16 protein-coding genes and 1 other RNA gene are annotated in these 21,730 nt (G+C 73.2%); 1 reads left to right on the top strand and 16 read right to left on the bottom strand.

Annotated features, from left to right (window positions below):
- Positions 1-158 precede the first annotated feature (158 nt).
- The 12 genes from IQ279_RS11645 to ftsE form a co-directional block, all read right to left on the bottom strand.
- Positions 159-2,528, bottom strand: a complete 2,370-nt coding sequence (locus IQ279_RS11645) for a HelD family protein (RefSeq protein WP_206348334.1) — start codon at positions 2,526-2,528, stop codon at positions 159-161.
- 243 nt (positions 2,529-2,771) lie between these two features.
- Positions 2,772-3,899: a uroporphyrinogen-III synthase gene (locus IQ279_RS11640; protein ID WP_206348333.1), complete on the bottom strand. Its 1,128-nt coding sequence runs from the start codon at positions 3,897-3,899 to the stop codon at positions 2,772-2,774.
- A 357-nt stretch (positions 3,900-4,256) separates the two neighbouring features.
- The gene (locus IQ279_RS11635) at positions 4,257-5,660 is read right to left on the bottom strand and encodes an MFS transporter (RefSeq protein WP_206348332.1); all 1,404 of its coding nucleotides are present in this window, start codon (positions 5,658-5,660) and stop codon (positions 4,257-4,259) included.
- 103 nt (positions 5,661-5,763) lie between these two features.
- Positions 5,764-7,101, bottom strand: a complete 1,338-nt coding sequence (locus IQ279_RS11630; RefSeq protein ID WP_206348331.1) for an acyltransferase family protein — start codon at positions 7,099-7,101, stop codon at positions 5,764-5,766.
- Positions 7,098-9,272: a bifunctional polysaccharide deacetylase/glycosyltransferase family 2 protein gene (locus tag IQ279_RS11625; protein WP_206348330.1), complete on the bottom strand. Its 2,175-nt coding sequence runs from the start codon at positions 9,270-9,272 to the stop codon at positions 7,098-7,100. The genes IQ279_RS11630 and IQ279_RS11625 overlap by 4 nt, the downstream gene beginning before the upstream one ends.
- Entirely contained in the window at positions 9,269-9,622 is a 354-nt protein-coding gene (locus tag IQ279_RS11620) for a hypothetical protein (RefSeq protein ID WP_206348329.1), read from the bottom strand. Before IQ279_RS11620 ends, IQ279_RS11625 begins: the two co-directional genes overlap by 4 nt.
- A 468-nt stretch (positions 9,623-10,090) precedes the next feature.
- Complete coding sequence (locus tag IQ279_RS11615; protein ID WP_307792314.1) at positions 10,091-11,068, bottom strand: LysR family transcriptional regulator; 978 nt, start codon at positions 11,066-11,068, stop codon at positions 10,091-10,093.
- A 219-nt stretch (positions 11,069-11,287) separates the two neighbouring features.
- Positions 11,288-11,659: a transfer-messenger RNA gene (gene ssrA / locus IQ279_RS11610) on the bottom strand.
- A gap of 222 nt (positions 11,660-11,881) precedes the next feature.
- Positions 11,882-12,361: an SsrA-binding protein SmpB gene (gene smpB / locus IQ279_RS11605; RefSeq protein ID WP_206348327.1), complete on the bottom strand. Its 480-nt coding sequence runs from the start codon at positions 12,359-12,361 to the stop codon at positions 11,882-11,884.
- An 18-nt stretch (positions 12,362-12,379) separates the two neighbouring features.
- Positions 12,380-13,519 (bottom strand): S41 family peptidase, encoded by a 1,140-nt coding sequence (locus IQ279_RS11600; protein WP_241027991.1) that lies wholly within the window; start codon positions 13,517-13,519, stop codon positions 12,380-12,382.
- Between the two features lie 239 nt (positions 13,520-13,758).
- A complete protein-coding gene (gene ftsX / locus IQ279_RS11595; RefSeq protein ID WP_101254604.1) occupies positions 13,759-14,676 on the bottom strand; it encodes a permease-like cell division protein FtsX in 918 nt (305 codons plus the stop codon).
- 9 nt (positions 14,677-14,685) lie between these two features.
- Complete coding sequence (gene ftsE / locus IQ279_RS11590) at positions 14,686-15,375, bottom strand: cell division ATP-binding protein FtsE (RefSeq protein ID WP_206348325.1); 690 nt, start codon at positions 15,373-15,375, stop codon at positions 14,686-14,688.
- 281 nt (positions 15,376-15,656) lie between these two features.
- Between ftsE and IQ279_RS11585 the strand changes: the two genes are divergently transcribed.
- On the top strand, positions 15,657-15,857 hold the full coding sequence (locus IQ279_RS11585) for a hypothetical protein (RefSeq protein WP_206348324.1): 201 nt from the start codon (positions 15,657-15,659) through the stop codon (positions 15,855-15,857).
- 174 nt (positions 15,858-16,031) lie between these two features.
- On the opposite strand, the gene IQ279_RS11580 is transcribed toward IQ279_RS11585, so the two are convergent.
- The 4 genes from IQ279_RS11580 to IQ279_RS11565 all read right to left on the bottom strand — a co-directional run bounded on the left by IQ279_RS11580 (position 16,032) and on the right by IQ279_RS11565 (position 21,580).
- Positions 16,032-16,853, bottom strand: a complete 822-nt coding sequence (locus tag IQ279_RS11580) for an LPXTG cell wall anchor domain-containing protein (RefSeq protein WP_206348323.1) — start codon at positions 16,851-16,853, stop codon at positions 16,032-16,034.
- A gap of 313 nt (positions 16,854-17,166) precedes the next feature.
- Complete coding sequence (gene prfB / locus IQ279_RS11575; protein WP_206348322.1) at positions 17,167-18,285, bottom strand: peptide chain release factor 2; 1,119 nt, start codon at positions 18,283-18,285, stop codon at positions 17,167-17,169.
- A gap of 127 nt (positions 18,286-18,412) precedes the next feature.
- A complete protein-coding gene (locus IQ279_RS11570; RefSeq protein ID WP_206348321.1) occupies positions 18,413-19,687 on the bottom strand; it encodes a serine/threonine-protein kinase in 1,275 nt (424 codons plus the stop codon).
- A gap of 135 nt (positions 19,688-19,822) precedes the next feature.
- Positions 19,823-21,580 carry a serine/threonine-protein kinase gene (locus IQ279_RS11565; protein WP_206348320.1) on the bottom strand — a complete coding sequence of 586 codons (1,758 nt, stop codon included), beginning with the start codon at positions 21,578-21,580 and terminating at the stop codon, positions 19,823-19,825.
- Between the last annotated feature and the right edge of the window lie 150 nt (positions 21,581-21,730).

The raw sequence follows: 21,730 nt of genomic DNA, 5'->3' as shown, positions 1-21,730 counted from the left end.
GACACCGACCCGCCATGCTCGCCTCGCGGCAAGTGGTCGCTCGAAGCGACGAAGGTTGGGCCCGGGGGCTTGGATCGGGCCGGTGCCACAGCCAGGCTAACAAACGATCGGCGAAGGTGATTCCGTTCGGCCCAGACGATCGGGGAAACCCGTGGGCCTCACTCCCGCAGCAGGTCGGGAACCCCCTCCGCGTCCGGCAGGTCCTTCTCCCTCGACAGGACCGTCAGCCGCTGTGTGGCCCGGGTCAGCGCCACGTACAGCACCCGCAGGCCCGCCGGGGACTCGTCGGCGATCTCCGCGGGCGAGACCACGAGCGTCGCGTCGTACTCCAGGCCCTTGGCCTCCAGGCTGCCCAGCGGCACCACCCGGTCGCCGAGTCCGGCCAGCCAGGCGCGGGCCTGCTCGCGGCGGCCCATCGCCACCACGACGCCCACGGTGCCCTCCACCTCCGCCAGCAGCCGCTCGGCCTCCGCGCGGACCGCCCGGCCCACCGCCTCGTCCGGACCGCCCGGACCCTCCGGTCCTCCCGTCACCGTGGCGAAACGCGGCACCAGCCCCGTGGCGCGGACCGCGCGGGGCGGGCGCACCCCCGGCATGGCCAGGGCCAGCACACGGGCGGACAGCTCGGCGATCTCGGCCGGGTTGCGGTAGTTGACCGTCAGCTCGAAGCGGCGGCGCGGGCGGGCGCCCAGCGTCTCGTCGCGGGCGGCGGCGGCATCCTCCTGGTCCGACCAGGAGCTCTGCGCCGGGTCGCCGACCACCGTCCACGTCGCCTGGCGGCCGCGCCGGCCCACCATCCGCCACTGCATCGGCGTGAGGTCCTGCGCCTCGTCGACGATGACGTGCGCGTAGTCGGTGCGTTCCTCCTCCTCCCGGCGCTCGGCGCGGGCGGTGCGGCCGGCGAGGCGGTCGGCGTAGGTGCTCAGCTCCTCCAGACCGGTGAGCTGGTCCAGCGGGTCCACCTCCCGTCTGCGGGGGCGGGCGGGGGTGCCGAGCAGGACCCGCAGCTCGTCCAGGAGCGCGACGTCGTGGACGGACAGCGGGCCGCGGCCGTCGGCGTCCAGCCGGGCCAGCGAGCGTGCCAGCCGCCGTGCCTCCCTGGGCTGGAGCACACGGCGCGCCCAGCGCGACAGCCTCTTCTCGTCCGCCATGGCCGCCAGTACGCGGCGCGGGGTCAGCTCGGGCCACCAGGCGTCCAGGAAGCCGGTGAAGTCGGTCTCGGTGGAGACGTCCTCGTCGAACCCCTGGCGCGCCTCGGCCGCCAGCTCCGGGTCGGTGTACCGGCGGCCCGCCCCCGAGCGCTCCCACAGCGCGTCCAGCAGCAGCCGCCGGGCGCGCGGGCGCAGCAGGTTGACGGGCGCGGTGCCGCCGAGTGCCTGCTCGCGGATCCGGCGCAGGTCCTCGGCGTCCAGCTCCAGTCGTGTGCCGAGGGCGACCACCCGCAGCCGGCCGGGCACCCCCGCGGAGCCCGGCGCGCCGAGTTCCAGCGTGCCGCGCGCCGCCCTGCGCAGCACCCGCACCATGCGGGAGGAGCCCTTGACGCGGGCGACGGCCTGCTCGTCGTGGGCGCCCGCCTCGGCGCCCTCCACCAGCGAGCCCAGCGCGCGGACGGCCACCTGGCCCTCCTCGCCCAGCGACGGCAGCACGCCCTCGGTGTAGGACACCAGCAGCGGGGTGGGGCTGACGACGAGGATGCCCCCGGCGTAGCGCCGCCGGTCCTGGTAGAGCAGGTACGCGGCGCGGTGCAGCGCGACGGCCGTCTTGCCCGTGCCGGGGCCGCCCTCGACCTCGGTGACGGAGACGGCGGGGGCCCGGATCACCTCGTCCTGCTCGGCCTGGATGGAGGCGACGATGTCGCGCATGGTGTGGCCGCGGGACCGGCCCAGCGCCGCCATCAGGGCGCCGTCGCCGACCACGGCCAGTTCCCCGCCGTCCAGGTACGCCGTCAGCTCCGGGCGCAGCAGATCGTCCTCCACACCCAGTACGCGGCGGCCGCGGCTGCGGATCACCCGCCGCCGCACCACCCGGCCCGGTGCCACCGGGGTGGCCCGGTAGAAGGGCGCGGCGGCCGGGGCGCGCCAGTCGATGACCAGCGGGGTGTAGTCGGCGTCGAGCACGCCGAGCCGGCCGATGTGCAGGGTCTCGGCGATGTCCGCGGCGGTGCCGGTGCCTCCGTCGCGGACGGCGTCGTCGGCCGGTTCGACGGAGGTGTACGCGCCGTCGGGTCCGCGTACGCCGTCCTTGCCCCGCAGCAGGTCGATCCGTCCGAAGAGGAAGTCCTCGAACTCGCTGTTGAGCCGGTTGAGGTGCACACCGGCGCGGAAGACCTGCGCGTCCCGCTCGGCGAGCGCCCCCGGCGTGCCGACCTGGGCACGTTTGGCGGCGTCCGCCATGAGGAACTCCGCCTCGTGGATCTTCTCCTCAAGGCGCCGGTAGACCCGGTCGAGGTGCTCCTGCTCCCCGCGGATCTCCCGCTCCCGTACGCCGTCGTGCACCTCGTGCCCGTCGCCGGCGGCGGTCCCCGGCACCGACGGCACTGTCTCCTGCGCTCCCAACGCACGGCCCCCTTCTGCTGTACTCAGGGCAGCCGTCAACCGTACGCCAGGGGATCGCGGCGCGCACGCCGCCGGGCCCTCACAGCCGGCCGCCGCCCCGCGGGCGAGCGTGCGGCACCCCGCTTCCGCGGGACCGGCCCGGCCATGGTGACCGCGGCCGCGAACCGCACCGGGCCCCGTCCCGGCTCCCGGCAACACGCCCCCGGCGCTCCCCCCTCATGACACGGGCCTCCCCTCCGACGGCTCGAAGGCGAGCCGGTAGCCGCGCTTGACCACCGTCTGGATCATCCGGGGCGCGCCCAGCGCCGAACGCAGCCGCGCCACCGCCGTCTCCACCGCGTGCTCGTCACGCCCCGCACCGGGCAGGGCGCGCAGCAGATCGGCGCGGGAGACCACCCAGCCGGGCCGCCGGGCCAGGGCCCGCAGCAGCGCCATCCCGGCCGGCGGTACGGGCCGCAGCTCGCCGTCCACGACCGCCGCGTGGCCGCGGATCTCCAGCCACCGCCCGGCCACGGGCAGAACCCGCGCGCGGGCGGGCAGTTCCCGGCACAGCAGTTGGACGAGCGGCCCGATCCGGAAGCGCTCGGGCCGCACCACCGGCACGTCGTGCGCGGCCAGCGGCAGCGCGGTGACCGGCCCCACGCAGGCGACCAGCACATCCCCCCGCAGCGCCTCCAGCACCTCCTCCCGCACACCCCGCCGCTCCGCGCGCTCCAGCAGCGAGGCGGCGGCGGGGGCGGAGGTGAAGGTGACCGCGTCCACCGAGCGGGCCCTCACGGCGTCGGTCAGCCGGTCCAGCGGGGCGAGGTCCTCCGGCGGCAGCCACCGGTAGACGGGCACGCCGACTACCTCCGCCCCCGCCTCGCACAGCGCCTCGACGAAGCCGGGCAGCGGCTCGCCGTGGAGCTGGACGGCGATCCGCCGCCCGTCGATGCCCTCGGCCAGCAGCCGGTCCAGTACCTCGGCCAGCGACTCCGACGGCGGCGACCAGGCCTCGGTCAGCCCGGCGGCCCGTACCGCGCCGCGCACCTTGGGACCGCGGGCGAGCAGCTCCACTCCGCCCAGCACGCCCCGCAGCTCCTCCCCCAGCCCCCAGCCCTCGGCCGCCTCCACCCAGCCGCGGAAGCCGATGGCGGTGGTGGCCACCACCGTGTCGGGGGCGCGGCCGATCAGCGCCTCGGTGGCGGCGAGCAGCTCGCCGTCGTCGGCCAGCGGCACGATGCGCAGGGCCGGCGCGTGCACCACCACCGCGCCGCGCCGCTCCAGCAGAGCGCCCAGTTCGTCGGCGCGCCGGGCCGCGGTGACACCGACGGTGAAGCCTTCCAGTGGTCCGACCCGGTGCATGGGCTCCTCGTCCGCAGTCGTTGTGGGAGAACCGAGCCTGACAAGAATGCGTGACACCCCCGGTTCCCCCCGGTTTCCCCGGTGTTACACACCCCCACCCCCCACCGGCGTAACCCGGCACCGCACCCCCACACCCGGACGACGGCCCGCACCACCCCGCACCCGCACCCGGACGACGGCGGAAGGGGACAGGCAGGGGCGGATGTTCCGGACACTCCGGGGTTCCCCATGCCGGAGGCCAGGGGCGTGATTTGCGGGCAATGGGAGTTCCAGAGAGCGGTGCACGCCCAGGCCCGTAAATCATGCCGTCCGGAACGTCCGCCCCGGACCGGCCCCGCCCCCGCACGCACCCGCACCTCACACCCCCGCTCCGCGAACACCCCCCACCCCCCGCCGCGTGTATACGGCCCAGGTGACCGCCGCGCACACCACGTAGTAGCCGAGGAAGACGGCGAAGGCCCCGGTGCCGGTGCCGGATTCGACGAAGGACTGACGCAGGGCCATGTTGATGCCCACTCCGCCGAACCCGCCGACCGCCCCGATCAGCGCCATGGACGCGCCCGACAGCCGCCGGGCACGTACGGCGGCCGCCTCCCCCGTCAGGCCCGCCTCACGGGCCCTGGCCCGGAAGATCCCCGGGATCATCCTGAACGCCGAGCCGTTGCCCAGTCCGGTGAGGACGAACAGGACGGCGAAGCCTGTGATGAACAGCGGCAGCGACTCCCGCACCGACGCGGCCACGACGATGCCGGCCGCGCCCGTCATGGCCCCGAAGTTCCACAGGGTGACCCGCGCGCCGCCCAGCCGGTCGGCGAGCCGGCCGCCGACGGGGCGGACCAGCGAGCCCAGCAGCGGGCCGATGAAGGTGAGCGAGGCGGCCTGCAGGGGGGTGCGGCCGAACTGGCTCTGGAGCACCAGGCCGAAGGCGAAGCTGTAGCCGATGAAGGAGCCGAAGGTGCCGATGTAGAGGAACGACATGACCCAGGTGTGGCGGTCGCGTGCCGCCTCCTTCGCCGCGCCCGTGTCGTTCCGCACGGGTGAGAGGTTGTCCATGTGCCGCGCGCTGAGCACGGTGGCGACGACGATCAGCGGCAGATAGGCGGCGAGCAGCAGCCTGGGCTGCGCGGCCCCGGCGACGGCGATGGTCAGCAGGCCGGCGAGCTGGACGACGGCGACGCCGATGTTTCCGCCGCCCGCGTTCACCCCCAGTGCCCAGCCTTTCAGGCGCAGCGGGTAGAAGCTGTTGATGTTGGTCATGGAGGAGGCGAAGTTGGCGCCGCCGACCCCGGTGAGGACCGCCACCAGCATGAAGGTGGTGTACGAGGTGCCCGGTTCCATGACCACCAGCAGGGCGGTGGTGGGCGCAAGCAGCATCGCGGCGCTGAACACCGTCCAGTTGCGGCCGCCGAAGCGGGCGACCGCGAAGCCGTAGGGCACCCGCAGCGCGGCGCCGACCAGTGAGGCGACGGCGACCAGGAAGAACTTCCCCGCCGGGTCGATGCCGTACTCGGGGCCCATGAACAGGGCGAGGACGGAGAACATGCTCCACACGGAGAAGCCGATGTGTTCGGAGACCACCGACAGCACGAGGTTGCGGCGGGCTACGCGGCGGCCCGTCCTCTCCCAGAAGCCCTCGTCCTCCGGGTCCCAGTGCTCGATCCAGCGCCCCTTCCCGGATACGCCGGACGCATGGAGCGCTTCGGGCCCATCAAGCGCCTCAGGTGCTTCGGATGCTTCGGGTGCGGTCGTCGGAGCGGTCATGGCGCCTCCACAGCCTCGGGTGTCGGCTCCCGACGCTATGGACGGCGCGTTTCACCCCGGTGCCGCCAGGTGACCTCCGCGCAACCTTGCTCTCACCCGGGGATCAGGGCCTGTGTGAGCCCTCGCCGACCGCTCCGCGCGCGCCCGGGACCGCCCCCGCACCCGTACCGCCGCCCACCGGCCGCCCGTCCGTCCGGCTCTCGCCCGCCCGGCCCGCGTCCTCCCGGCCCGCGTCCTTCGCCCCCTCGTCCTCCCGGCGGTACGGACCGTAGGGCCACAGCCGGGGCCGGCGCCGGGCGGCGAGGTCCTCGGCCCAGCCGAGGGCCGCCACGAGCACGGCGAGCAGCGGCCAGACGAGCAGGAACATCAGCACCGGATAGGAGTTCTCCAGCAGTCCGGAGAGGGTGGGGGAGCGCCATACGGCCGGGATCCTCCACAGCAGGTCGATCAGGGGCACGGTGGCGATCAGGGCGATCTCGTGCCACAGGTAGACCGACACCGCCCGGTTGTTGGCCAGTGTGATCGCTCCGTCGAAGCGCCGGAACCGTTCGGGCAGCCGCTGCCAGGCTGGGCTGACCTGGAACAGCAGGACGCAGTACCCGAAGGACCACAGGGCCTGGCCCAGGGGGATGTCGCCGAGGTCCCAGCCGTCCGGGCCCGGGTGACGGGCGCTCCACCACAGGCCCAGGCCCATGAAGACCGGTCCGACCGAGGGCGCGAAGTACCTGGGGATGCGGTAGAGCACCCCGTCGTGGTGGGCGAAGCCGAGCACCCAGCAGGCGCCGTAGACCGCGAAGTCCCGCACCGCCTCGCCCGTGGCGCCGGGGATCTCCACCAGGCCCGTGCCGACGACGGCGGTCAGGCCGAGCGGGGCGAGCAGGGTGGTCCACGGCAGTGCGCGGAACGCCTTCAGCAGCAGCGGGGAGAGCAGCACGAACCAGAAGTAGGCGCGCAGGTACCACAGGGGGCCGGCGGCCTGCTGGGCCCAGCCCGCGTCCAGCATCCCGCCGTCCTCGCCGATGCGCATCGGGAAGGGCGGGGTGCCCACGGGCACCACCCAGAAGGCCAGCTTCAGCCACCACAGGGCGGCCTCCTCCCCCCTGGCCGGCCGCCATTCCTGCGCGAACAGCACACCGAGGACCACCAGGCCGTACAGCCACAGCGGCAGCAGCAGGCGCCGGATCCTGCCGCGCAGCACCCCGAGGGCGGAGCCGGGGCGTGCCAGGGAGCGGGCCATCAGCGCGCCGGCCAGCGCGAACATCACGCCCATCGACGGGAAGAGGAACGTCAGCCATCCCCAGGCGAAGGTGTGGTAGAGCACCACGCGCAGCAGCGCGAGGGCACGCAGCAGGTCGAGATAGCGGTCGCGCCCGGCCCCCGCCGACGCTCGGTCCCCCGTGCCCGGGGGCTGTGCCGGGGAGGGGGTCGCCGTCTCGGTCATACGGTGGTGCTCCCTTGCATGTGACGGGGTTTCGCGATGCCCGCGGGGGCGGAGTCGACGGCACCGGTGCGGCGCAGTTTCTGCCAGCGCAGCCGGCCGCCGGTGAGCGCGGTGGCCCAGGAGCGCAGCAGCACCAGGTACATCAGCTGCCGGTGGAGGATCTGCTGCAGGGGCAGCGAGACCAGATGGGCCAGGGGTTCGCGGTCCAGCCGGAAGGCGTACGCGGCACACGCCGCCTGGACGGCCAGGACGCCGAGCCAGACCGCCACCGTCCGCTGCCCCGGCCCGAAGAGCAGGCCGTAGAGGAGGAACACGTCGATCAGCGGGGCGAGTAGCGGCATCAGGACGGTGAACAGCGAGATGAGCAGCAGTCCGACACGGCCGAAGCGTCCCGAGGGACCGCGTTCCAGCACCGCCCGGCGGTGCTTCCACATCGCCTGCATGGTGCCGTAGCTCCAGCGGTAGCGCTGGGACCACAACTGCCGGAGGGTCTCGGGCGCCTCGGTCCAGGCCCGGGCGTTCTCCGCGTAGACCACCCGCCAGCCGTCGCGGTGGACGGCCATGGTGAGGTCGGTGTCCTCCGCGAGGGTGTCGTCGCTGACGCCGCCGACGCGCTCCAGCGCCTCGCGGCGGAAGGCGCCCACCGCTCCGGGCACCGTGGGCATGCAGCGCAGCACGTCGTACATCCGCCGCTCCAGGCTGAAGCCCATCACGTACTCGATGTGCTGCCAGGCCCCGATGAGGGTGTCGCGGTTGCCGACCTTGGCGTTGCCTGCGACGGCCCCGACCGCCGGGTCGGCGAAGGGCTGCACCAGTTCGCGGATGGTGGAGGACTCGAAGACGGTGTCGCCGTCCACCATCACGATGATGTCGTGCGAGGCGTGGGCGATGCCGTTGTTGAGGGCGGCGGGCTTGCCCGCGTTGGCCTGCCTCACCACCCGTACGTCCGGCAGCCGCAGCCCCTCGACGATGTCGGCCGTCGCGTCGCGGGAGCCGTCGTCGACGACGACGACCTCGACCCGGTGGTCCCCGGCGACCAGGGAGCGCACGGTGTGGGCGATGCACTCGGCCTCGTTGTACGCCGGGACCACCACGCTGACGGGCCGGGTGACCGGCTCCGGGGCCAGGGCGGCTCTCCGGCGTGCGGCGCGGCCGTGCGCCCTGGCCAGGAGCAGCATCAGCCCGAGGCGGGCGAAGACCAGGAGACCGACCACCGTCAGCGCCGCGATGAACAGGGACGTCGCCCGCTCCGCGACGCCGACGGCGAAGACGAAGAACCTGCCCTTCCACAGTTCGGGGCCGCTGACGGGGGTGTGGGCGCTGGGGGCTCTCAGCGCCTCGGTGAGGTTGGTGAACGCGTAGCCGCGTGCTTTCAGCTCCGGCAGCAGCCGGTCCAGGGCGGCCACGGTCTGCGAGCGGTCGCCGCCGGCGTCGTGCATCAGCACCACGGCGCCGGCGCCCGCCTCCTCCGGAACGGCCCGGCGGACGATCTCGTCCACTCCCGGGCGCGCCCAGTCCTTGGTGTCGATGTCGTTGAGGAGGGTGATGTAGCCGCGGCTGCCGGCGTACCGCACGACCGGCCAGGACTCGTTGTCCAGGGCGTGCGCGTGCGAGGAGTACGGCGGCCGGAACAGGTAGGTCCGCACCCCGGCCGCGCCGGCCAGGGCGAGCTGGTTCTGCGCCAGCTCCCAGTCGACGCGGGGCTTCGACTGGTAGGACAGGTCGGGGTGGTTGAAGGTGTGCAGGCCGATCTCGTGGCCCTCCGCCACCATCCGCCTGACCAGTCCGGGGTGGCGGGCGGCCATGGCACCGGTCACGAAGAAGACCGCGCGCGCGTCGTGCTCGGCCAGTTTGTCCAGCACCTTCGGCGTCCACTCCGGGTCCGGGCCGTCGTCGAAGGTCAGCACGATCATGTGGTCGGGCACCCGGTGGCCGACCGGGCGCGGGCCGGCTGCGTCCACGACGGGGCCGCCCTCGCGGACCTCCTCGGGCACTCGGTCGAAGGGGGCCCCGGGCCGCACCCGGTGGTCCGCGAGGAACTCGCTGTGGACATAGCCGCGCAGCATCAGCACGGTGAAGGCGGTCAGCAGCAGCGCCAGGGCCAGCAGACGGCGCAGCCTTCTGCGCCGACGTCGGCGCAGAAGGCTGCGCCGGTGTCCCTCCAGGGTCATGGAGAGGTCTCCCCTGCGAGAAGCGGGGCGGTCGTCGCGGTGTCGCCTTTGGTTCCCACCGACCAGTCGATGGCGGCTCCCCCGCTACCGGTCCAGCGCATGCCCGGGCCTTCGTGGCCGCCCCAGTGCCTCCGTGCGCCGAAGTCCTGTGTGTCGGCCAGGAGGGCGGGGGGCCCGGTCTCCGCGGTGGCGCCGGGCGCGGGCCTGTCGGAGACCGCGGGGTTGCCGGAAACCGTGGGGCTGCCTCCCGTCAGGGCGACGGCCAGTACGGCCACACAGCCTCCGCACAGGGTTCCGAACGACCAGCCGAGGATCCGCAGCGCGCGCCCGCGTCTGCCGGTCACGTCCACGAAGACCGGTCTCCCCCGGTGCCCGCCGGCCCCTGGATCAGCACACGCCATTCAGGAACACCTCCTCTGGTTCTTCACGCGTGCCGGGCACCACATGCGAAAGGGCCGGCGCCTGACACCGGCCGCGCTCCGTTCTTCCCTGGCACCCCTCGCCAAGAAAATATCCCATAAACGGACAAATAATGATCAAGGATCGGCCGAGGAATCCGGCTCCTGGGCGGCACGGGCGGCGCCACCCCTCGCCCGCGCCGCCCAGCGTCGCTCAACAGGGCTCCGTACAAAGGAAGTCAAGGTGCGGCCGGCCGCATCCGGCCGTGCCGGGCCGCCGCCGTCCCCGCCCGGTTTCACCCGCTCACAGGAGACCCCGACGGCGCTTTGGTACTCCGGTGGGACGACCGTCCGTGCCGTACCGCTCCCAACCTCCCGGGGCACGGCCGGGCCTGGGCGCGGCCGTGCCCCGGCCGGGGATCAGCGCACGAACGGCGCGGCCACCCCCAGCACACGCGTGTCCGGCTCCGGCAGCCAGGAGCCGTGGGGCCGCTCCCGCCAGCGCCCCGCCTCCGCCAGCCGCCGTGCCGCCGCCCGGAGCGCGTCCGCCCCCGGGTGGCGCAGGCCGCGCCGCCAGACCACCGAGACCGGGGAGAGCGGCACGGGATCCACCAGCGGACGCAGCACCATGCCCGGTACCGCGGCGAAGACCTCGCTGGCCAGCACCGACCAGCCGCGCCTGCGGACGACCCGGCCGAACTCCGCCTCCCCCTCGATCTTGGGGAAGGGAGCGGCGAGCTCTATCCCGCGGCCCGCGAAGAGGCGGCGGGCGTAGTCGGTCCACTCCGCGGTCTCGGGGTTGCCGGCCCCCGCGTACAGGACCTCCCCCGCCAGCGCGTCCACCGGCACCCTGGGCAGCCGGGCCAGCCGGTGCCCCTCCGGCAGCAGCACGGCCACCCTCTCGTAGCGGATCAGACGGTGGTCGAGCACGCCCAGCACGGCCGGGTCCAGCCCTGCGACCCGGCCGAAGGAGACATCCAGCCGTCCGCCGGAGATCTCCGCGGCGGCCTTGATCAGGCCGCTGTGGTAGCGGGCGACGAACTCCAGGTCGGGCGCCAGCCGCCGGGCCTCGTCCAGCACCTGCTGCCCGGTGGAGGCCGGGGCACCGACGTCGACGATCAGGGGGCGCTCCTCGCGTACGGCAGCGGCGTTCAGCTCGTCGTGCGCCGCCAGCACGCGCTGGGCGTACGGCAGCAGCCGCTCCCCCTCCGGGGTCAGGGACACCCGCCGGGTCGTGCGGACGAACAGCACGGTGCCGAGCTGCTCCTCCAGCCGCCTTATGTCGCGGCTCAGGGACTGCTGGGCGACGAACACCCGGGCGGCGGCACGGGTGAAGTTCAGCTCGTCGGCGACGGCGACGAAGGCGCGCAGCAGCCGGGGTTCGGTGTCTCGGGGCACGCCCCATGGTGACAACACGGACGCGTCAATGACCAGCCACAAAGTGTTGGACACCTCACAGACGCCCGGCCCAGGGTGTGTACATGCCGAACTCGCCCACCGGGCCCGCCCACGTCCCGCCTCCCGCGGCGGTGCCCGGCGAACCGGCCGCCGCCCGGCCCGGGACATGCCGAAGGCCCCGCCGTCCGAGGACGGCGGGGCCTTGGGCCCACATGGGGTGAGTGGAGATGGCGGGAATCGAACCCGCGTCCAACGGTGCAGAACCAGGGCTTCTCCGAGCGCAGTCCGCTGTGATTTTCTCGGCCCCGGCGGTCACGCGGACAAGCCGCCGACAGGCCCAGTCACTGTTTGATGTCCCGCCAACCCCCGTGACCGGGGCTAACGGTGGAGTTCCCTAGCTGATGCCAGGATCCAGGGCGGGAACGCCCCTGGGCTGACACTTCGCGAGTCGCTGATCAGGCAGCGAGGGCGAAGGAATCGCGCTTGGTGTTGGCGATTATTTTTTTGCGGCACATGGTTAACGAGATCATTGCCGCGTTCCTCGGCTCGCTTCCCCTGCTTCAACAGCCGCTGTCGAAACCGATCATCCCCATGTTCATTTGACAAGCTCGCCCGGCCTGAACCGGACGGCGCTGGTGCCATTGTACGGGTCAACGCGTAAGGCTGCCAGCGCATTCCCCCGCGGGGAGCCGCCGGCCGGACCACGCGGTCCCCGTACGTCCCGTACGTGCGGTCCAACAGCGCCCCGTCCGGGATTGTTCCCGGACGGCACCGGCCACACCGACCGCCCCGGCCCCGGCCCGTACGCGGCCGTCAGGCCCGCCGGCGCCGGCGGGCCGCCGAGACCGCGCGCTCGGCCTCTCGGCGGTCCTGCTTCTCCCGCAGCGCCTGCCGCTTGTCGTACTCCTTCTTTCCGCGCGCCAGCGCGACCTCGACCTTGGCTCGGCCGTCCTTGAAGTACAGCTGGAGCGGGACCAGCGTCAGGCCCGACTCCTGGAGCTTGCCGATCAGCTTGTCGATCTCGGCGCGGTGCATCAGCAGCTTCCGCCTGCGCCGCGCGCTGTGGTTGGTCCACGTCCCCTGGCTGTACTCGGGGATGTGCACGTTGTGCAGCCACGCCTCACCGCCGTCGAGCTGGGCGAAGCCGTCCACCAGAGACGCCCGCCCCTGCCGCAGCGACTTCACCTCGGTGCCGGTCAGCACCAGCCCGCACTCGTAGGTGTCGAGGATGAGGTAGTCGTGCCGCGCCTTCTTGTTCTGCGCGATGAGTTTGCGCCCCGTCTCTTTAGCCATAGCACCGCCATTGTTCCACTACGACCGGGTGGCGAGGCCACTCAATACCGTGCGGGCCTCCTCCTGGGCGTCCTGCCCCGGCCGCACCTCCAGGTCCGGCACCAGCCCGTCCTCCTCGAAGGTCCGTCCGCCGGGGGTGGTGTAGTGGCCGACGGTCAGCTCGGCGACCGAGCCGTCCGGTTGCTCCCTCGGCTCCTGGACCGAGCCCTTGCCGAAGGTGCGGGTGCCGACGACGACCGCCCGGCCCCGGTCCTGGAGGGCACCGGCCAGGAGTTCGGCGGCGCTCATCGTGCCGCCGTCGACCAGCACCACCAGGGGGGACGCGGTGTTCCCGCCGGGCTCGGCGTACAGCGCCCGCTCGGTGTCGCCGTCCCCGTAGGTGGCCACCAGACCGCCGTCGAGGAAGACGGAGGCGGCCTCGGCGGCCTCGGCGACCAGACCGCCGGAGTTGCCGCGCAGGTCGAGCAGGATTCCCCCGCCCGGGGGAAGGCCCTCCATCGCGCGGCGCAACTGCTCCCCCGTGCCCCTGGTGAACGAGTCGATCCTGACGCGGGCGGCGTCGGCGGCCGGATCGCCCGGATCCTCCGGCGCGCCGGAGGAGGCCGCGCCCAGCGTGGTGACGGTGACGGTCTCGACGCTGAGCCGGGCCCTCTCCAGCCCCTCCTCCCAGCGCAGGCTCCCGCGGCTCAGGCCGAGTACGACACGGCTGCCGGGCGGAGCCCCCTCCCCCGGCGCGCCACCGCGCAGCAGTGCCACCACATCGGTGACGGGGCGGCCCTCGGCGCTGGTGCCGTCGACGGTTACCAGCCGGTCCCCGGCGCGTACGCCCGCCTTCGCGGCGGGACTGCCGGGCTGGACGCGGGCGATCTCGATCCGGTCGGCGCCCGTACGGCGTACGGAGACGCCCACGCCGACGTACCGGCCGTCCAGGGACTGCCTCAGCCCCTCGTACTCGCGGGCGGTGTACGCGGCGGCCCAGCGGTCCCCGCTGCGGCTGACCAGTTCCTCGGCGTCGTGCGCGGTGTCCTCCCGCGGCGGGGTCACCCCCTCCGTGCCCTCGCCCGCCGGTCCCGGACTCACGGACGCCGCGTCACCCTCGGTGACGTCCCCCCATGATTCGGTGACGGCCCCGGCCCCCAGTACGGCCACGAAGACCAGGGTCAGCCCCGTCCCCCGGAGGATGCGCCGGGAACGGCGCCCGCCCTCCGGGACCGTGGCCGCGACCCGGGCGGAACCGTGGGGAACGAACTTCGACGTACCCGGCATGCTGCGGAGTCTAGGACACGGGCGGGCGCCGCACGGGAGGTCGCACGAACGGCCACGGCGTCCTTCGTCACACAACGAGCGCGCCCGGGGGCGTTTGAACGGCCCCCGGGCGCTCCCGGAGCGCGGTCACATCACACCTTCAGATACTTACGCAGCGTGATGAAGGCGGCCAGTGCCGGCATCAGCACACCGACCACGAACACCAGCGGGAGCACCTTGAGCAGCGCGTCCCAGCCGATGAAGTCGATCAGCGGCATCTGCTCGGCCAGCGACAGGCCGGCGTCGATGAGGAAGTAGCGGCCGACCACCAGCAGCACCGTGGCGCCGACCGCGCCCAGCAGCCCGGCGAACGCGGCCTCCGCGATGAACGGCATCTGGATGTAGAAACTGGACGCGCCCACCAGTCTCATGATCCCCGTCTCCCTGCGCCTGCTGAACGCCGCCACCCGCACGGTGTTGACGATCAGCAGCAGGGCGACGACCAGCATCAGCCCCATCAGCCCGAGCGCCGCGAAGTTCATGCCCTCCAGCATCCGGAAGAGGTTCTCCAGCAGGTTCCGCTGGTCCTGGACCTCCTGGACGCCGTCACGGCCGGAGAAGGCGGTGCTGATGACCTCGAACTTGGTCGGATCCTTCAGCTTGACCCGGTAGGACTCCTGCATCTGGTCCGGGGTCAGCGAGTCGGCCAGCGGGGAGTCCTTGAACTGCTCCCGGTAGTGCTTGTACGCCTGCTCGGCGGACTCGTGGTAGACCGTCTCGACTATGTCGAGCTTGTCGAGGTCCGCCTTGATCTGGCGCTTCTGCTGCGCGGTGACCGCTCCCTTGGCGCAGTTGGGGTCGGAGTCGGCGTCGTTCTCGTTGCAGAGGTAGATCGACACCTGGACCTTGTCGTACCAGAACCCCTTCATGCTGTTCACCTGTTCACGGGCGAGCAGCGCACCGCCGAGCAGGGCCAGCGACAGGGCGACGGAGACGATCACCGCGAAGGTCATCGTGAGGTTGCGGCGGAGACCGACGCCGATCTCCGACAGTACGAACTGGGCGCGCATGGCGTCCTTTCAGTGCTGGTAGCCGTAGACACCGCGCGACTGGTCGCGCACGAGACGGCCCTTTTCTAGTTCGATCACGCGCTTGCGCATCTGGTCGACGATCTGCTGGTCGTGGGTGGCCATGAGCACGGTCGCCCCGGTGCGGTTGATCCGGTCCAGCAGCTTCATGATGCCGACCGAGGTCTGCGGGTCGAGGTTGCCGGTGGGCTCGTCGGCGATCAGCAGCTTCGGCTTGTTGACGAACGCGCGGGCGATGGCCACCCGCTGCTGCTCACCGCCGGACAGTTCGCCGGGCATCCGGTCCTCCTTGCCCGCCAGGCCGACCAGATCGAGCACCTGGGGAACGGACTTGCGGATGTCGCCGCGCGACCGGCCGATCACCTCCAGCGCGAAGGCGACGTTCTCCCCCACCGTCTTGTTGGGGAGCAGCCGGAAGTCCTGGAAGACCGTGCCGATCTGGCGGCGCATGTGCGGCACCTTCCAGTTGGACAGGCGGGCGAGGTCCTTGCCGAGGACGTGCACCTGCCCGTGGCTGGCGCGCTCCTCCCGCAGGATCAGCCGCAGGAAGGTGGACTTGCCGGAGCCGGAGGAGCCCACCAGGAAGACGAACTCGCCACGCTCGACCTCCAGCGAAACGTCGCGGAGGGCGGGGCGGTTCTGCTTGGGGTAGAACTTCGAGACGTTGTCGAATCGGATCACGGATTTACACCACGTCGACCTGGGTAGGGGCAGCGGAAACCGCGGAGTGGATCCCCGTCGGTGTGGTGACCCTACGCGAATCCGCGCGAGGGCCGCAGTCCGCGTCCGCGGTTGAGGGTTTTGTCCGGCCGCACATCAGGCACAAACCAGGCATTGGCCACGACTTTCTGCGCTCCGGCCCCGGTGCTGGCACAGTGGAGGCAGAGCTTCCGGCCCGCGGAGGCGGAAGCGGGAACAGAGGGCCGCCCGGTGGCGTTGGTGTTGCATAAGGAGGACATCGCATGACGTGCGACCGACTGGTGTGCGCCAACTGCGCAGGGCCGGTGAGCGAGGGCCGTTGCCCTGTGTGCCGCGCGCACCGTGAGCGACTGCACCGGGAGAACGGACCGTTCTCCCTGGGCTCCCTCTCCCCGGCCGCGCTGGCGGCACTGCTGCTGACCCTGATCGCCGTGGCCCTGCTGGCCCGCCAGGCCGCCGTGTAGGACGCATCGCGGGCCATGCGCGCGCGTACGCCACCGTGCGACGTACGAGACCTGTGGGGGGCTCGTGAGACGTACGAGGGGCCCGGGACGCTGGACGCGTCCCGGGCCCCTCGTGTGCGCTGTCGCCGCATGCCGTCACACGCTGTCACGCGTGTGCGGCGCCGCGCCGTTCGCTCAGGCGACGGTGTTGCGGCCCACCATGCGCGGCATCAGGCGGAAGCCGATGCCACCGGCGATCATCGTGGCCGCACCGATCAGCAGGAAGGTCGTCTCGGCGGCGCCGGTCTCGGCCAGCTCCTCCTTCGGCTTCTCCTGGCTGATCGGCTTGGTGCCGACGGAGTCGGTGCCGGGGCCGCAGTCCACGGTGGACTCGTCGAGGATGCAGGTGTTCGGGTTCTCGTCCTCGCCGCCGCCGGTGCCGCCGGTGGTGGCCGGCTCCTCGCCGGCACCGCCGGTGGGACCGCCGCTGCTCCCGTTGTCTCCGGTGGACCCCTCGGCGTCACCGCCGGTGGAACCGGTGTCGCCACCGGAGTTCCCGTTGGTGCCGTTGCTGGCGTTGCCGCCGTCGGTGGTGTCCCCGCCCGTGGTGGTGTCCCCGCCCGTGGTGGTATCCCCGCCGGTCGTGGTGTCCCCGCCGGTCGTGGTGTCCCCGCCCGTGGTGGTATCCCCGCCGGTCGTGGAGTCGCCGCCCGTGGTGGTATCCCCGCCGGTCGTGGTGTCCCCACCCGTGGTGGTGTCCCCGCCCGTGGTGGTCTGCCCCTCGTCGAGGCCACCGATCACGGTGTTCCCGCCGCTCGTGGTGGTGTCCCCGCCGGTCGTGGTGGTTTCACCGGTCGTGGCGTCACCGTCGGAGTCGTCACCCATGATGCCGATCTGAACGGCGGCGTCCACGCCCACGGCCGACGCCGTGCCGACGGCCGTCAGCGACACACCCGCGAGGAACACCGCACCGGCGGCGACCCGCGCGACGCGCACTCGCGTCCTGGAATTTGTCATATGCCAACTACCCCCAGTAGTGGTCTTCGTCAATGGGGCAGCCGTGCGGAGCTTCCTGCGTGCCGGGGTCCGTCGTGTCGAGCCGGCGACCGATCAGCGGTCGGGCTCTGTCCACCCCCGTACTTACGCGCCCCGAACACGCGCGTGCCGGCCAGAATGCTTTCCCAGGGCCGACACCGCCGTCAAGCCGGACCAACCCGAAATGTCCATGGTGGGCGGGTAGTTGGAAGTCCGGCGGACCGGGTTGTGACAGAACCGACACACAGGAGGAGGAGCTTCCGCGGGAACCCGCCCCGGGCGGGCCCGCCGCGGGTCAGCCGGCGTTCTGCTGCTCCTGCTGCTTGCGCCAGCGGATGCCCGCCTCCAGGAAGCCGTCGATGTCACCGTCGAGGACGGACTGGGGGTTGCCGACCTCGTGCTCGGTGCGCAGGTCCTTGACCATCTGGTACGGCTGGAGGACGTACGAACGCATCTGGTTGCCCCAGGAGTTGCCGCCGTCGCCCTTGAGGGCGTCCATCTTGGCCTGCTCCTCGGCCCGGCGGTGCGCCAGGAGGCGTGCCTGGAGGACGCGCATGGCGGCGGCGCGGTTCTGGATCTGGGACTTCTCGTTCTGGCAGGAGACGACGATGCCGGTGGGGATGTGCGTCATCCGGACCGCGGAGTCGGTGGTGTTGACCGACTGGCCGCCGGGGCCGGAGGAGCGGAAGACGTCGACCCGGATCTCGTTCTCGGGGATCTCGATGTGGTCGGTCTGCTCGACCACCGGCATCACCTCGATGCCCGCGAAGGACGTCTGGCGGCGGCCCTGGTTGTCGTAGGGCGAGATGCGCACCATGCGGTGGGTGCCCTGCTCGACGGAGAGGGTGCCGTAGGCATAGGGGGCCTTGACGGAGAAGGTGGCGGACTTGATGCCCGCCTCCTCGGCGTACGAGGTGTCCAGGACCTCGGTCGGGTAGCCCTTGCGCTCGGCCCAGCGCAGGTACATGCGCATCAGCTGCTCGGCGAAGTCGGCGGCGTCCACGCCGCCGGCCTCCGCGCGGACGCTGATCATCGCCTCGCGGGGGTCGTACTCACCGGACAGGAGGGTGCGGACCTCCAGTTCGTCCACGGCCTTCTGGACGGCCCGGAGCTCGCCCTCGGCCTCGGCGCGCGTGTCCGCGTCGTCCTCGGTCTCGGCCAGCTCGAACAGGATTCCCAGGTCGTCGATCCGGCCGTGCAGCTCCTCCACCTTGCGGACCTGCGCCTGGAGCAGGGACAGCTTGCTGGTCACCCGCTGGGCGTTCTCGGTGTCGTTCCACAGGGCCGGGTCCGCCGCCTGCTCTTCGAGCACGGCGACCTCGGCCCTCAGCTTCTCGAGGTCCAGGACGGCCTCGATCGACTCCATGGTCGAGGTGAGGGACTTCAGTGCTTCGGATACGTCGACAACTGCCACGCCCTCCAGACTAACGGTTGCCGGGACCTTTGCCGCCGCCCCGTCGGACGGGGCCCTGCCGCTCGGAGCCCCGGGCCCGGCGACGCCCGCCCGGGGCTTGCCGGGACCGCTCCCCGCGGGTCGCCCCTCAGGGCTCCCGCGGGCGGTCCTCCTCGCTGTGCGAGGGGACCGCGGGGCCGCCGCCCTCCTCTCCTCCCCCGGACAGGGCCAGCCAGCCGCCGATGCCGAGCGCTGCGGCGACGGCCGTGGCCGTGACGCCCTGCCTGACCCTGCGGCGGCGCTCGGCCGCCCGGTGGCGGGCGGAGCCGGCTCGCGGGCTGCCCGGGGCGCGGGGGGCGCGGGCGGTGCCGTGGGCGCCGCCCGCCAGCTCGTCCGCGCCGGGGACGCGCATGCTGGTGTGGGTGTCGCGGGTGGAGTCGGGCGCGGGGCCGCCGTGGACGAGCGGGACGGCGCCGCGGGCGGGCGCGCCGTACGGGTCGGCGTCCGTACCGGGCCCGTACCCCCCGTCGTCGTACGCGGGGCCGCCGTGGGCGCCGGTCTCCGGCTCGGGCTCGTCGATGTCGAGCGGCGGCAGTCCCGCCAGGGCCGGCAGGATCTCCCGCAGCCGCGCGGCCGTCTCGGAGGCGCGCAGCCGGGAGGCCGGGGCCTTGGCCAGGCACTGGTTGATCAGCTGCCACAGCTCGTCGGGGATGCCGGGCAGCGGGGCGACGCGCTCGGTGACGTGGCGGCGCAGCACGGCCCCTGGGTGCCCTCCGCCGAAGGGCGTGAAACCGGCCAGCAGCTCGTACAGCACCGTGGCCAGGGCGTAGACGTCGACGGAGGCACGTGGCGGCAGGCCCTCGACGATCTCGGGGGCGACGTAGTCGGGGGTGCCGACGACCTTGCTGCCGCCGCCCCGGCTGGGCGCGTCGATCAGCTTGGCGATGCCGAAGTCGGTGAGCAGCGCGGGCGGGGCGCCGCCGGGCCCGGCCGGGCCGTGGACGTCGAGCAGGATGTTCTCGGGCTTGACGTCGCGGTGGACGATCCCGGCCGCGTGGGCGGCGGCCAGCGCGTCGGCGACGTCGGCGGCCACGGCGACGGCCACCTCCGGGGCCAGGCGGCGCTCGCGCTCCAGCCGGGTGCGCAGATCGGTGCCGCGCACGAGGTCCATGACGAGGGCGAGGTCGTTGCCGTCGACCACCAGGTCGCGCACCTTGACCACGCGCGGGTGGTCCAGGGCGAGCAGCGCGGTGCGCTCCTGCACGAAGCGGCCCACCAGCTCCTGGTCCGCGGCCAGGTCCTCGCGCAGCAGCTTGACGGCGACGGGGCTGCCCTTCGGCCCCACACCCAGCCACACCGTGCCGGCGCTGCCCCGGCCCAGGATCCGATGGGCGGTGTACCGACTGCCGATCTTCCGTGACATGGCGACAAAACTACGCTTCCGCGGGACCGCCGCGCCCCCCGGATGGCGGCAACCACCACCTCCGGGGCGGAAATCCGCCCCGAAAGTCGACAAAGCAACCGGGCCGCCGCCTCCGCGGAGCCCCGTCTCCCGTCGTCAGTTGTTCGCGGGGATCTCCGTGGGGATCTCTGAGGGGAGATCGGTGGGCAGTTCCTCGGCCGTGTTGCCGAGCTCCGTCATCCACGTCCAGGCCTCGCCCACCCAGTCCTTGGTGTCCTCCCAGAACTGCCGGCCCTGGTCCCACCACTCGGGCAGCGGGGTGAAGTTCCACACCAGCACACAGATCAGCACGAAGATCAGCACCATGAACAGGCAGCCCTTGAGACAGCCGAGCCCTGGGATGCGCATGGGGTTCGCGCCACGCTGCCGCGGCGGGCGGGGCTCGCGCCGGGGCTCGGGCGGGCGCGGAGGTTCGTACCGCTGCGGCTGCGGCTCCGGCCGGTGCCGCGGCGCGGGGGCGTAGGGCTGCCGCGGCTGCTGCTGCCGGGCGCGCTGCTGCGGCTGGGGCGGGGGCTGCTGCTGGTACCCGGGCTGCTGGTGCTCGGGCCGCTGGTATTGCTGCGGGGCGGCACGGCGCTGGGGGCGGCGGCGCAGCGGATCGTGCTCCGGGTCCAGCGGCTGGATCTGGGTCTGCTCGTTGCGGTCCCGGGCGGCGCGCAGCTGGGTCTGCCAGGGATGCGGATCCTCGGGGCCCGGACCGTCCCCGCCGCCGGCGGGCGCACCCGGGGGCATGGGCGGCATGACCTGGGTGGCGCCCTCGTCGGAGCCGCCCGCGCCGGGGCCCCCCGGGCCGGCGGCACCGGCGTGCGGCAGGAAGCCGGTGACGGCGTCGGGGTCGTACACGGGGGTACCGTCGCCGGGCCGGCCCGTGGTCGGCAGCACCTGGGTTGCGTCCGAGGCGCCGGCCGGGGCCTGCCCGGGCACCGGAGCGGGCGACGGGTCGGGGCCCAGCAGCGCGGCGACGCCCATCGCGGCCTCGGCCCGCGCGGGCGTGGCGTGCACCCCGATCCCCTCGGCGACCGTCCGCAGTGCGCGGGCCAGGTTCTCGGCACCGGGCCGCTCCCCGGGGTTCTTGCGCAGGCAGCGCTCGATGACCGTCCACAGCGGCAGGGGTACGTTGCCGGGGCGCTGCGGCTCCTCGGTCAGATGGCGCTGGAGGAGTTCCAGCGCGGTGCCGCCGCCGAAGGGGGGACGGCCGGTGACCAGCTCGTACAGCAGGATGCCCGCGCCGTAGACGTCCACGGCGGAGGTCTGCGGCCGGCCCTCGGCGGACTCGGGCGCGACGTAGGCTGGGGTGCCGACGAACTCGTGGGTGCGGGTCAGCCCCGGGGAGTCGGCCAGGCGCGCGATACCGAAGTCGGTGAGCATCGGGCGCAGGCCCGCGGGGTCGTCCTCGGAACCGGCGAGCAGCACGTTGGCGGGCTTGAGGTCGCGGTGGACGACGTCGTCGGCGTGGCTGGCGGCCAGCGCGTCGGCGATCTGGGCGGTCAGCAGCGCGGCGGCGACCGGCGAGAAGGGGCCGTTCTGCCGCAGGTAGCGGTCCAGGTCCGGACCGTCGATCAGGTCCATGACGAGGGCGAGGAGTTCACCCTCGACCACCAGGTCGCGGGTGCGGACGATGTTGGGGTGGGTCAGGCGGAGGAGGACGGAGCGCTCGCGCAGGAAGCGCATCACCACGTCCGGGTCGCTCGCCAGCTCCTCCTTGAGGACCTTGATGGCCACGGTCTCGCCGGGGTGCCCGGCCACGGCTGCCTCGGCGCCCGCCGCTTCCCTCTGGCGCGCGCGCCAGACGGTGCCCGTGGCGCCGCGCCCGAGCTGCTCCTCGAGCAGGTACTTGCTGCCTACCGGCCGCACGTCATGCGCTCCCTGGTTCGTTCGAACTGCCCAAGCCGCCACTGTACGGCGCTCCGGCGGCTCACTGTAGTGCCGTGTGCGACGGGGCACGGGCGTGTGCGGGCGCCTGACCGGGCCGCTCCGCCCGGTCGGCCTTCCGTACGGCCGGCC

It is taken from the genome of Streptomyces verrucosisporus, from assembly GCF_017114865.1.
GTDB lineage: Bacteria > Actinomycetota > Actinomycetes > Streptomycetales > Streptomycetaceae > Streptomyces > Streptomyces fenghuangensis.
The sequence above is the reverse complement of the archived record's forward strand: the minus strand, read 5'-3'. Positions and strand labels throughout refer to the sequence as shown.